Source organism: Amycolatopsis sp. Poz14 (assembly GCF_006704225.1).
In the GTDB taxonomy this organism is placed as follows: Bacteria; Actinomycetota; Actinomycetes; order Mycobacteriales; family Pseudonocardiaceae; genus Amycolatopsis; species Amycolatopsis nivea.
In genome coordinates this window covers 8,920,753-8,932,303 of the sequence record NZ_JACLHD010000001.1, presented here as the reverse complement: position 1 = coordinate 8,932,303, position 11,551 = coordinate 8,920,753, and the positions used below count along the sequence as shown (strand labels likewise).

Annotated in this window: 11 protein-coding genes; 7 read left to right on the top strand and 4 right to left on the bottom strand. The window is 67.4% G+C overall.

Going from position 1 to position 11,551, the window contains the following annotated elements; all coding sequences use genetic code 11:
* Positions 1-116: 116 nt before the first annotated feature.
* Positions 117-1,064 (bottom strand): nucleoside hydrolase, encoded by a 948-nt coding sequence (locus FKO37_RS41515; RefSeq protein ID WP_238607927.1) that lies wholly within the window; start codon positions 1,062-1,064, stop codon positions 117-119.
* A gap of 52 nt (positions 1,065-1,116) precedes the next feature.
* On the opposite strand from FKO37_RS41515, the gene FKO37_RS41510 reads away from it, so the two are divergent.
* Positions 1,117-1,872 carry an acyltransferase gene (locus tag FKO37_RS41510; RefSeq protein WP_037712791.1) on the top strand — a complete coding sequence of 252 codons (756 nt, stop codon included), beginning with the start codon at positions 1,117-1,119 and terminating at the stop codon, positions 1,870-1,872.
* Positions 1,873-1,937: 65 nt separating this feature from the next.
* Positions 1,938-2,282, top strand: coding sequence for a nuclear transport factor 2 family protein (locus tag FKO37_RS41505; protein ID WP_238607926.1), 345 nt, complete (start codon positions 1,938-1,940; stop codon positions 2,280-2,282).
* On the opposite strand, the gene FKO37_RS41500 is transcribed toward FKO37_RS41505, so the two are convergent.
* From FKO37_RS41500 to FKO37_RS41490, 3 genes are all read right to left on the bottom strand, one after another.
* Positions 2,236-2,913 (bottom strand): GrpB family protein, encoded by a 678-nt coding sequence (locus FKO37_RS41500; RefSeq protein ID WP_238607925.1) that lies wholly within the window; start codon positions 2,911-2,913, stop codon positions 2,236-2,238. The two genes, FKO37_RS41505 and FKO37_RS41500, sit on opposite strands and share 47 nt — an antisense overlap.
* Before the next feature lie 86 nt (positions 2,914-2,999).
* Positions 3,000-4,256: a threonine ammonia-lyase IlvA gene (gene ilvA, locus FKO37_RS41495; protein ID WP_043839134.1), complete on the bottom strand. Its 1,257-nt coding sequence runs from the start codon at positions 4,254-4,256 to the stop codon at positions 3,000-3,002.
* A gap of 61 nt (positions 4,257-4,317) precedes the next feature.
* Entirely contained in the window at positions 4,318-5,742 is a 1,425-nt protein-coding gene (locus tag FKO37_RS41490) for a short-chain fatty acyl-CoA regulator family protein (RefSeq protein WP_037811830.1), read from the bottom strand.
* A 229-nt stretch (positions 5,743-5,971) separates the two neighbouring features.
* Here FKO37_RS41490 and aceA point away from each other — a divergent pair, with 229 nt between their 5' ends.
* From aceA to FKO37_RS41465, 5 genes are all read left to right on the top strand, one after another.
* Positions 5,972-7,261 (top strand): isocitrate lyase, encoded by a 1,290-nt coding sequence (gene aceA, locus FKO37_RS41485; RefSeq protein WP_037811829.1) that lies wholly within the window; start codon positions 5,972-5,974, stop codon positions 7,259-7,261.
* Positions 7,262-7,331: 70 nt separating this feature from the next.
* On the top strand, positions 7,332-8,936 hold the full coding sequence (gene aceB / locus FKO37_RS41480; RefSeq protein ID WP_238607924.1) for a malate synthase A: 1,605 nt from the start codon (positions 7,332-7,334) through the stop codon (positions 8,934-8,936).
* A gap of 843 nt (positions 8,937-9,779) precedes the next feature.
* Positions 9,780-10,097, top strand: a complete 318-nt coding sequence (locus FKO37_RS41475) for a multidrug efflux SMR transporter (RefSeq protein ID WP_037811827.1) — start codon at positions 9,780-9,782, stop codon at positions 10,095-10,097.
* Positions 10,098-10,131: 34 nt separating this feature from the next.
* Positions 10,132-10,536, top strand: a complete 405-nt coding sequence (locus tag FKO37_RS41470; RefSeq protein ID WP_051728875.1) for a multidrug efflux SMR transporter — start codon at positions 10,132-10,134, stop codon at positions 10,534-10,536.
* 132 nt (positions 10,537-10,668) lie between these two features.
* Positions 10,669-11,460 (top strand): alpha/beta fold hydrolase, encoded by a 792-nt coding sequence (locus FKO37_RS41465; RefSeq protein WP_037811825.1) that lies wholly within the window; start codon positions 10,669-10,671, stop codon positions 11,458-11,460.
* Positions 11,461-11,551: the final 91 nt, after the last annotated feature.

Genomic DNA, 11,551 nt, shown 5'->3' with positions numbered 1-11,551 from the left:
GCCACCCGATTCGCCGCTAACCGGCAACGAACCCGCGCCCCCAGGCTCCCCACCGGCCACCGCACCAGGCGTGACCTGCGATTCGCCATCCAGCGGCGATCTCCCGGCTCCGTCCATCACCGGCCCCCGGCGAGTCTCGACAGCACGAACTCGCGCAGCACGTCCAGTTCCGTATCCACCGCCACCTCGATCGGCCGCCCGGTGGGCCTGTTCGGGACCGCCCGCCGGTCGACGATCGTCATGCCGCGGGTCGGGCCGAGGCCGGCGTCGATGTCGACCGGGTAGGTCTCCGTGCGCAGGATGCCCGGGCGGATCGCCTCGGCGACGGCCACCGCGTCGTGCATGACGATGCCTTCGTAGCCGAGCACCTGGCGGTAGTGCGCCAGGTAGTCCGGGGTGAACGAGTTCAGCGCCTGCCCGACCGGTCCGGACGCAGCGAGTTTCGCCAGCCACGTGCTGTCGACCGCGCACCGGTGGGTGAGATCGAGGGGGACCATCACGCACGGGACGTCGTCCTCGGCGATCACGCGTCGGGCCGCGTCTGGGTCGGCCCAGATGTTGAATTCGGAGACCGCGGTCGAGTTGCCGAGGGCGATCGCTCCGCCCATCAGGACGATGCGCGCGATCTTCGAACGCACCCCGGGGTGGGCCGCGAGCAGGGCGGCGATGTTCGTGAGCGGGCCGATCGGTGCGATGGTCACTGGTTCGTCCGAGGCTTCGAGCAGCGAGACCATCAGGCTGACCGCGTCGGAATCCTCGAGCGGACGGGTGGCGTCGGGCAGCGAAGCGGCGTGCCCGGAAAGTCCGTCGGAGCCGTGGACGGTGCTCGACCGGTGCAGATCGCGGTACAGGAGCGGCCGCGAGGCCCCCGCGGCGACCGGGACGTCCGGGCGGTCGCACATCTGCAGCAACCGGCGCGCGTTCGCGGTGGTCGTGGCCAGCGGCACGTTGCCGAAGACCGTCGTCACGCCCAGCAGGTCGACGTCCGCCGACCTCGCGGCCAGTGCGATCGCGAAAGCATCATCGACGCCGGGGTCGGTGTCGATGATCAGCTTGGTCCCCATCCTGCTCCCCTTGCGTGTGGCCGGCCGTCGTCCACAGGTTACGGTCAAGGGCATGACGTCGATGTGGGGTGCGCCCGCGTTGTCGCGCGTGCGCGCCTGGCGGCGGGCCCGGCGGGACCCGCACCAGGCGAAGTTCCTGACGGCCGACTCGCTGCGCTGGATCCTGCGCAATCGCGCGTACACGCCGTGGTACCTCGTGCGCTATTACCGGCTGCTGAAATTCCGCATCGCGAACCCGCACATCATCCTGCGCGGCATGCTGTTCCTCGGCAAGAACGTCGAGATCCACTGCCGTCCCGGATACGGCCGGATGGAGATCGGCCGCTGGGTGCACATCGGCGACGGCAACGCCATCCGCTGTCACGAGGGGTCCCTTCGCATCGGCGACAAGTCGGTGTTCGGACGGCAGAACGTGATCAACTGCTATCTCGACATCGAGCTCGGCGCCGCCACGCTCGTCGCCGACTGGGTGTACATCTGCGACTTCGACCACGTGACCGCGGACATCCACGTGCCGATCAAGGACCAGGGCATCGTCAAGTCGCCGGTCCGGATCGGCCCGGACACCTGGCTCGGCACGAAGGTCAGCGTCCTCAAGGGCACGCGCGTCGGCCGCGGCAGCGTGCTCGGTGCGCACGCCGTGGTGCGCGGTGACATCCCGGACTACTCGATCGCGGTTGGTTCACCGGCCCGGGTGGTCCGCAACCGCGAGGACGACTACGCCGCGGATGCGGCCCGGCGTGAGGCCGTCGCGGACATGGCGCGCAAGGCGAACAAGGCACTGCAGAAAACGCTCGGCGACAGCTGACGCCAGCGCGTCGCACGTCGAGTTCGGCGCCGAAAATAACCTGACAGCGTCGATAGCCTCGCCTTATGAGCGAAGCCCTCAGCCGACACGTCGCCGCCTTCAACAACCGTGACCTGCCAGGCCTCCTCGACGGCTTCACCGAGGACGCGGTCTGGATCACCGGCAGCAGCGTCGTGCGCGGACGCGAGGAACTCACCGAGTTGTTCAGCGGTGCCATGGAACAACTTCTTCCGACGCTGAAGGTCGAGAACGTTCTCGCGGACGGTGATCAGATTGCCGCCCAATTGACCGAACGGCTCACCCACAACGGCGAGGACCAGGTTTTCGCCATCGCCGGGTTCTATCGGCTGTCCGGAGACCGCATCAAGTCGGCGAAGATCTACCGCGAGGGCAGCGCCGAACTCGACTGACCGGTGTTGCCGTTTTTTGGCGAATCGCGCTGACCTGCGGGAACGTGAGCCCGTGCGGCCCGATTAGCCGGTCGACGGCAGGGGAGCGGCCTACCTGGACGCCCGTGACTAGGTCCCGGCCAGATGACTCCGACAGCGCCTTCGCCACTACATCGTCGATGAATGCGGTCTTCGCTGAGGTGTAAGCAGCGCGGTCGGTGCGGAAGCGATGGGCGAGTGAGCGCTTCAGCGTTGCGTAGGCCTGCGCGGTGCTCGGGTGGGCGCGCAGGAAGTCCCGGAACGCGAGTACCCGAGCGAGATTCTCGTTGTCGGCTGCGCAGACGTAGAGGTGATGCGGTGGACTGTCCGGAGGCCGAGCGAAGGCTTCTCGACCGGGAATGCCGAGATCGCCTCTAGGCCGATAGCCGATCGCCAGAAAACTGGCGACAACAGCGGGCAGGTCGTCGCGGGTGGCGATCACGACGGCCAGGTCGATGATCGGTTTAGCGGCCAGCTCGGGGACTGCGGTGCTGCCGACGTGCTCGACGCGCTGCGCGAGTCCGCCCACCGCCGCGGTGATGCGGTCGCTGAGGCCGGCGAAGACCTGAGGCCATCGTGGGTCGTAGTCCACGATCTCGACTGGCGCGTCCACTCAGATCGTCCTCTTGGCTCGTGCTCTCGCCGGGCCACCCATCGCCTGGTCACGGCTTCGCACGGCGTCGGGTGGACACCGATGCCTCAGAGCAGGAAATGGAACAACGGACTCCCCGGTTCCACCCGCTCCACCTGCAGCGGGCTCTTCTCCAGCCGCGCCAGCAGTCCGGGCAGGTCCGCGCGCCGCGGGATCTCGACGCCGATCAGCGCCGGCCCGATCTCCCGGTTGTTGCGCTTCACGTACTCGAACCGCGTGATGTCGTCCTCCGGCCCGAGGATTTCGTCAAGGAACCGCCGGAGCGCGCCGGGTTCCTGCGGGAAGCTGACGAGGAAGTAGTGCTTCAGCCCCTCGTGCATCAGCGAGCGTTCGAGGACTTCGCTGTACCGGCTGACGTCGTTGTTGCCGCCGGACACGATGCACACCACCGTCTGCCCCTGCTCGACCTGCACGCTGGTCCCGAGCGAAGCGGCCGCGAGCGCACCTGCGGGTTCGGCGATGATGCCGTCCGACTGGTACATCGACAGCATTTCCGTGCACACCGCGCCCTCGGCGACGGACGTCAGCTCCGCGCCGCTGTCGCGGATCAACGGGAACGTCACCTGACCGGCCTCGCGCACCGCGGCACCGTCCACGAACGGGTCCACCGCGTCGATCCGCACCGGTTCGCCCGCTTCAAGAGCCGCCGCCATGCACATCGCGCCTGCCGGTTCGACGCCGACGACCCGGATGTCCGGATGCCGCTCGCGAACCCACGTCGCGATCCCAGCCAGCAACCCTCCGCCGCCAACAGGCACCACTAGGACATCCGGCACGAAGCCGAGCTGCGAAACCACTTCAAGCGCGACAGTGCCCTGACCCGCGACAGTGCGTACGTCGTCGAACGCTGGCACGAGCGTCGCTCCAGTGCGGTGGGCGTCATCCTTAGCCGCGGCGAAGGCGTCTTCGTACGTCTCGCCGACGACGATGACCTCGATGTGCGCGCCGCCGAGAGCTGCAATGCGTTCACGCTTCTGCCGCGGCGTCGTGCCCGGCACGTACACGCGACCGTTCGCCCCTAAGCGGCGACACGCGTACGCGACGCCTTGTGCGTGGTTGCCCGCGCTCGCGCAGACGACACCGCGCTCCCGCGTCGAAGCGTCGAGCTGCACGATGAAGTTGTACGCGCCGCGGATCTTGTACGAGCGGACCGTCTGCTGGTCTTCGCGCTTAAGCCAGACGCGCGCGTCTACGCGGGACGAGAGACGCGCGTTGGGCTCCAGGGGCGTACGTGTGACCACGCCCGCGAGCCGTTCGGCGGCCTGTTCGACCAGTTCTGCGTTCACCGTGTCGATGTCGTGCACTCGGGTGAATGTACTTCGCACCCGGTGAACACGTCCGGGGCACTCACGTCACTGGCCGCGTTCACGTCTTCGGCACCGCCGGGTACGGGACGAAGGTGCTGGTGTTTTCGTCCACCGTGAGCGGTTTGCCGATCGCCGGAAACGCGCGTTGCGAACAAGCGGGCCGGTCGCACACCTTGCACCCCATGCCGATTGGCGTCGCGGCGGCGGGTTCGTCCAGGTCAAGACCGGTCGAGTAGATCAGCCGGCCAGCGTGTCGCAGCTCGCAGCCGAGACCGACGGTGAACGTCTTGCCCGGGCTGCCGTACCCGCCGATATTGCGCGACACCGTCCGCGCGACCCAGAAGTACCGCTTGCCGTCCGGCAGCGCCGCGATCTGCGTGAGGATCTTGCCCGGCGAGGTGAAGGCCTCGTAGATGTTCCACAACGGGCAAGCGCCGCCGACGCGCGAGAAGTGAAAACCGGCCGCTGACTGGCGTTTCGACATGTTCCCGGCCCGGTCGACGCGCACGAACGAGAACGGCACGCCGCGCTGTTTTGGCCGCTGAAGAGTCGACAGCCGGTGGCACGTCGTCTCGAATCCGACGCCGAAGTGGTCGCAAAGGCGCTCGATGTCATACCGGAACTCCTCGGCCGCGGCCAGGAACGGGCTGTACGGCAGGATCAGCGCGCCCGCGAAGTAGTTAGCCAGGCCGACGCGCGCGAGCGTCCGCGCGGCCGGGCCGGAAAACGCCCACGAATCGGCGAGTTCGGTGATCAGATCGTCGTATTCCAGCAACGCGATCTGGGACGCCATCCGGAACGCCTGCTGTCCGACCCGGAGGCTCGGGGCCAGCCGCAACACCCGCGTCGCCGGCTCGTACCGATGCTGTTCACCTGCGGATTCGTTGATGCCCTCGTTCGTCACGTCGACGCCGTAGCGCTGCCACAGCCGTTCCTTGAGCGACCCCAGCACCGACCCGCGCCGCAGCGGGATCTGCGCGGCCATCCGCTCGGCCCGCTCGTCCAGTTCGGCGACGTAGTTCTCCCGCTCGTAGAAGAAGTCGCGGACCTCCTCGTGCGGCAGCGGCGCGGCGGCGCTCCCGTGCAGGCCGAGGCCGTTTTCCGTGGTCAGCGCCGCCGTGCTCTCGACCGCGTTCCGGTAGCTGCGATGCAGTTTCACCAGCGCCTGGGCGATGGACGGCAAGTTGCTGGCCAGGTCGTTCAGCTCGCTCGTGGTCGCTTCGACGCCGACGGCCTCGTCGAGCAGCGCTTCCTTCACATCGGCGACGAGCCGCGAGGTGTCGTTGTTGGCGAAAAACTCCGTGTCGACGCCGAATGCCTGCGTGATCCGCAGCAGCACCGGCACGGTCAGCGGGCGCGAGTTGTGCTCGATCTGATTGAGGTAACTGGGTGAGATCTCGAGCACACGGGCGAGATCCGCCTGGCTCATCGACCGGCTTTCGCGCAGATGCCGCAGCCGCGCCCCGGCGAAAGTTTTGTCCATGAGTGCTCCGTCCGGCCGGAAGGTTTCCGGGCCTGAACGATTACGTGAACGATCAAGCCCGCGAATTTTCGGTGCGGTTGCGAACAGCAGATTCGCAACCTTTGCAACATGCTAGGCAATCTTCGCAGAAATTGGCAAATTGGAGCAGTGGACCGAGTTTTCCCGCTCGTGTCAGGGTCGTGACCAGGCAAGGCGAGCAATCGCAAACTTCGCAACACGGGAGAGTCCGATGACCGAGCAGGCCAATCAGCTCGAGCAGGCGGCGGCCGAGCTGGCCGAGCAGTGGAAGACCGACCCCCGCTGGGCGGGTGTCCAGCGGACCTACTCCGCCGCCGACGTGGTGAAGCTTCGCGGTTCTGTCGTCGAAGAGCACACCCTCGCCCGCCGCGGCGCCGAGAAGCTGTGGGAGCTGCTGCACAGCGAGGACTACGTCCACGCGCTGGGCGCGCTCACCGGCAACCAGGCCGTGCAGCAGGTGCGCGCCGGCCTGAAGGCCATCTACCTGTCCGGCTGGCAGGTCGCCGCCGACGCCAACCTCGCCGGCCAGACCTACCCGGACCAGAGCCTCTACCCGGCCAACTCGGTCCCGGCCGTCGTCCGCCGCATCAACAACGCGCTGGGCCGCGCCGACCAGATCAACTGGGCCGAGGGCAACGGCGACATCGACTGGTTCGCCCCGATCGTCGCCGACGCGGAAGCCGGCTTCGGCGGTCCGCTGAACGCGTTCGAGCTGATGAAGGGCATGATCGCGGCCGGTGCCGCGGGCGTGCACTGGGAAGACCAGCTCGCGTCCGAGAAGAAGTGCGGCCACCTCGGCGGCAAGGTCCTCATCCCGACCAAGCAGCACGAGCGCACCCTGAACGCCGCCCGTCTCGCCGCCGACGTGCTGAACGTGCCGTCCCTGGTCGTCGCCCGCACCGACGCCCAGGCCGCGACCCTGCTGACCAGCGACGTCGACGAGCGCGACCGCAAGTACCTCACCGGCGGCCGCACCTCCGAGGGCTTCTACGAGGTCAACAACGGCATCGAGCCGTGCATCGACCGCGGCCTGGCCTACGCGCAGTACGCCGACCTGCTGTGGATGGAGACCTCCACGCCGGACCTCGAGGTCGCCCGCAAGTACGCCGAGGCGATCAAGGCGCAGTACCCGGACCAGATGCTGGCCTACAACTGCTCGCCGTCGTTCAACTGGAAGAAGCACCTCGACGACGACACCATCGCGCGGTTCCAGCGCGAGCTCGGCGCCATGGGCTACAAGTTCCAGTTCATCACGCTGGCCGGTTTCCACGCGCTGAACTACTCGATGTTCGACCTGGCGCACGGCTACGCCCGCAACGGCATGAGCGCCTACGTCGACCTGCAGGAGCGCGAGTTCGCTTCGGAGGAGCGCGGCTACACCGCGACGAAGCACCAGCGCGAGGTCGGCACCGGCTGGTTCGACCTGGTGTCCACCGCGCTGAACCCGGAGAGCTCGACCACCGCGCTCAAGGGTTCGACCGAAGAAGACCAGTTCCACTGACGCACCCCGCGGGCCGGCGATTCCGGTCGCCGGCCCGCCCCTTCCCTTTCCCCCTTCGCGGAGGTACGAGATGGCTGACACGTTGAACACCCGCATCGAGGTCACCGGGCCCGCCGATGGCCGCTTCGCCGAGATCCTCACCCCGGCAGCACTGGACTTCGTAGCCAAACTCGACAACACCTTCGCCGGACGCCGCCGCGAACTCCTCGACGAGCGCCGCCGCCGTCGCGAGCGGCTGCAGTCGGGGGAGGAGCAGCTGGACTTCCTGCCCGAAACGCGGGCGATCCGGTCGGACGAGAGCTGGCACATCGCCCCCGTCGCGCCCGGTCTGGAGGACCGCCGCGTCGAGATCACCGGCCCGACCGACCGGAAGATGACGGTCAACGCGCTCAACTCCGGCGCGAAGGTGTGGCTGGCGGACTTCGAGGACGCGACGTCGCCGACCTGGCACAACGTCGTCGACGGCCAGCTCAACCTGTTCGACGCCATCCGCCGCAACATCGACTTCACCACCGAGGCCGGCAAGCGCTACACGATCGGCGACGACCCGGCGACGATCGTCGCCCGCCCCCGCGGCTGGCACCTGGTCGAGAAGCACATCCGCATCGACGGCCGCCCGGTTTCGGCGAGCCTCGTGGACTTCGGCCTGTACTTATTCCACAACGCCCGGCAGCTTTTGGCGCGCGGCAGCGGCCCGTACTTCTACCTGCCGAAGCTGGAAAGCCACCAGGAAGCGCGCCTGTGGAACGACGTGTTCCTGCTGGCGCAGAAGGAACTCGGCATCCCGCGCGGCACCATCCGCGCGACCGTGCTGATCGAGACGATCACCGCGGCCTTCGAGATGGACGAGATCCTCTACGAACTCCGCGAGCACGCGGCCGGCCTGAACGCCGGACGGTGGGACTACATCTTCAGCGTCATCAAGAACTTCTCCGCGCACGGCGCCGACTTCGTGCTGCCGGACCGTGCCCAGGTGACGATGACGGTCCCCTTCATGCGCGCCTACACCGAACTGCTCGTCAGCACCTGCCACCGCCGCGGGGCCCACGCGATCGGCGGGATGGCCGCGTTCATCCCGAGCAAGGACCCGGTCACCAACGAGAACGCGCTCGAGAAGGTCCGCCAGGACAAGGAACGCGAGGCCGGCGACGGCTTCGACGGCTCCTGGGTCGCGCACCCCGGCCTGGTCCCGGTGTGCCGCGAGGTGTTCGACCAGGTGCTCGGCGGCTGGCCGAACCAGCTCGGCAAGCTGCGTGAAGACGTGACTGTCGACGCTGCGGACCTGCTCGACGTCGCGAGCGCCGGCGGCGAGGTCACCGAAGCGGGCGTGCGGGCGAACATCAACGTCGCCCTCCGCTACATCGACTCCTGGCTGCGCGGCACCGGCGCAGCGGCGATCCACAACCTCATGGAAGACGCCGCGACCGCGGAAATCGCGCGGTGCCAGGTGTGGCAGTGGATCCGCAACGGCACGAAGCTCGAGGACGGCACGGCGCTGACCCACGAGCTGGCCGTCGAATTCCTGGACGACGAACTGACGAAGGTCCGCACGGACCTCGGCCCGTCGGCCCGCCTCGACGACGCCCGCGCGATCTTCACCGAGACCGCCCTCGGCGAAAAGCTGCCGAGCTTCCTCACGACTGTCGCCTACGCCCGCTACCTGACCGAGCGGTGACAGGCTCCGGTCGCCAGTGACCTGACCACCGGCGACCGGTTACCCCGCACCACATTTTGGGACGGTGCAGGGGACGGGTCCGGTGGCGGAGGCTCCCCGCCACCGGACCCGGGTCTTTCCGGACCCGCGCTCCTTCGCCGTTGAGCGGCGAGGGGCGCGGGTTTTCGGCATTGCGGGTTTTCGATGCTTCGGGCTTGGACCGTGGCTTGGCTTCTCGCTCACTTCCGCACGCACGCTGCCCGAACCCCGGGTGCTGTTCGGGGCGGCGGTGTCGTGGCCGCTCAGTGGCGAATCCCGCGTACGTCCCAGGCCGCGCTTGATCTCGCCTCTCGTCGCGGATCAAGCCGATCACCGCTGCCAGTTCGACCGCGTTACCCAGTTCGGACCCGCGCTCCAGCCCCGACGCCCGATGTCGCCGAGTCCCTGACACGCCCGCGCCGGATGGATTTCGCCCGCTCTCTTCAACCGGTCTCCAGCCCCTTGACCACGCTCAGCCATCGCTCCTCGAACGGCCTATCCCACGGAGATCTCGGCTCCTAACCCGGTCCGCCCGATAACGCGAACGAGCTGCGCCGATCTGCCCGACTCCGCCGTCGCCCGGCCGAACCACCGTTGCCGCTCAATGGCGAATGCCTGGTAGACGCCCATTTCAAGCCTTCGATCGCCCTCCTGGCCACGACGGCTCCCTTCCGCGGCAGGCACCCGAAGCCGCGCCGTCCAACTGCCGAACACACCTTGCCTATTTGATTCGACATACATATATTGCACATGTAACTACCTGGGGGAGCGTCGCCGGCGAGGGTGCCGGGCAGCTTCCGATCTGACTCGCATCCGGAGAAACCCATGCATTGGCTTTACCTCGGCATCGCTGTGCTCTTCGAGATCGCCTTCGCGCTCGGAGCCAACGCCACGGACGGGTTCACCAAGCTGTGGCCGTCGGTGTTCACGCTGGTCATGGCGGCCGGCGGCATCTTCTTCCTCAGCCGGGCCCTGCTGACCCTCGACGTCGGCGTCGGCTACGCGATCTGGACCGGTCTCGGCTCGGTGGGCATCGTGCTGCTGGGCGCGCTGATCTTCAAAGAGAAGCTCAACTGGCGCAAGCTCATCGGCTTCGGCCTGGTGATCTGCGGCATCATCGGTCTCCAGCTAACCGGTGCCTGACGCTCCTCTTCCCGCTCCCGAAAGGATTTCCGCCGTGTCCGTTCAGCCCGAAGCAGCACCAGCCATCACACCGGAGAGTACGCAGACTAATCGCCGAGCATGGGGCATCCTTCTCTTCGCCGGAGTCTGCGAAATCGCGTTCGCCGTCAGCACGGACGGCAGCCGAGGCTTCACCAACCTGCCGTGGTCGATCGCCACGGTGATTACGGCCGCCGCAACGATTTTCACGCTCAGCCTGGCCTTGCGCACCATCGACGTCGGCGTCGGCTACGCGGTCTGGACGGGTATCGGCGCGAGCGGCGCCGCGATCTTCGGCGCGATCATCTTCGGCGAAAGTCTGGGACCGCTGCGCATCCTGTTCCTGGCAGTGATCATCACCGGCGTCATCTGCCTCAAACTCGCCGGCGGATCCACCGATTCGGCGAAGGCTGACGACTGACCGTATCCAGCCCGACGTCCCGCCAAATCCGCCAGTTGGCAGCGAATCTGCCTAACTCTGGCGGCGGGCACCGTCAGCACGTTTTCGTCACTACGCTGCACCATTGCTTGCGACGAACCTGGAGGCCAGCCAATGCCGATGGCGACCGTCAACGACCGCCCGCTCTTCTTCGCCGACACCGGGGGAGACGGACCGGTCTTGCTCCTGGGACACGGCTACTTCCTGGACCACTCAACGTTCTCGCCGCAAGCAGCGGTGCTCGCGCCCACGTGGCGCCTGATCACCTGGGACGCCCGCGGCCACGGGCAAACCCCGGATGACGACCCCGGCACCTCATACACCTATTGGGACCAAGCCCGAGACGCGCTCGGCCTGCTCGACCACCTGGGCATCGAACGCGCCGTCGCAGGCGGACTGTCCCAAGGCGGATTCACCGCGCTACGAATCGCTTTGCTGGCACCCGAACGGGTCGCAGGCCTGGTGCTCTGGGACACCGAAGCAACACCGTGCGACCCAGCCGACAAAGCAGCCTACGGCGGCATGTTCGCCGCATTGCGCGAGTACGGACCAATCGATGACCTCATCGTACCGTTGTCGACACAGCTGCTCGGAGAATCCGACCTGCGTGACGAGTTGCGCGCACGATGGCGTGCCGAACCCGCACTGCCGCTAGGCCCAGCCGCGCACTGCCTGCTGGAACGAGACGACGTCTCGCCCCGACTGAACGAAATCACCTGCCCGGCGTTGCTGATGTGGGGCGAGCAAGACGTTTCCCTTCCGCGCGACCGTATGGACCTGCTGAGCGAACGCCTCCCGAACGCCGGCGAGGTGCACGTAATCCGCGGCGCGGCCCACACCCCAACTCTGACTCATCCAGAGCAGGTCAACCCGTTGCTGCAACAGTTCCTGCAGACGCTGGCCTGACCGGTACCACCGAGCGGCCGAGACTGCTCACGTAGCCAGAAAACCCGAATTCTCCCATCTCCCAGCGCCATGCAGACCACCGCGATCTCCG

Excerpts from the sequence above, each read along its gene's own strand:
- FKO37_RS41515 (WP_238607927.1), bottom strand. The coding sequence starts at position 1,064 with ATGGGGACCAAGCTGATCATCGACACCGACCCCGGCGTCGATGATGCT.
- FKO37_RS41510 (WP_037712791.1), top strand. The coding sequence starts at position 1,117 with ATGACGTCGATGTGGGGTGCGCCCGCGTTGTCGCGCGTGCGCGCCTGG.
- FKO37_RS41505 (WP_238607926.1), top strand. The coding sequence starts at position 1,938 with ATGAGCGAAGCCCTCAGCCGACACGTCGCCGCCTTCAACAACCGTGAC.
- FKO37_RS41490 (WP_037811830.1), bottom strand. The coding sequence starts at position 5,742 with ATGGACAAAACTTTCGCCGGGGCGCGGCTGCGGCATCTGCGCGAAAGC.
- aceA (WP_037811829.1), top strand. The coding sequence starts at position 5,972 with ATGACCGAGCAGGCCAATCAGCTCGAGCAGGCGGCGGCCGAGCTGGCC.
- aceB (WP_238607924.1), top strand. The coding sequence starts at position 7,332 with ATGGCTGACACGTTGAACACCCGCATCGAGGTCACCGGGCCCGCCGAT.
- FKO37_RS41475 (WP_037811827.1), top strand. The coding sequence starts at position 9,780 with ATGCATTGGCTTTACCTCGGCATCGCTGTGCTCTTCGAGATCGCCTTC.
- FKO37_RS41465 (WP_037811825.1), top strand. The coding sequence starts at position 10,669 with ATGCCGATGGCGACCGTCAACGACCGCCCGCTCTTCTTCGCCGACACC.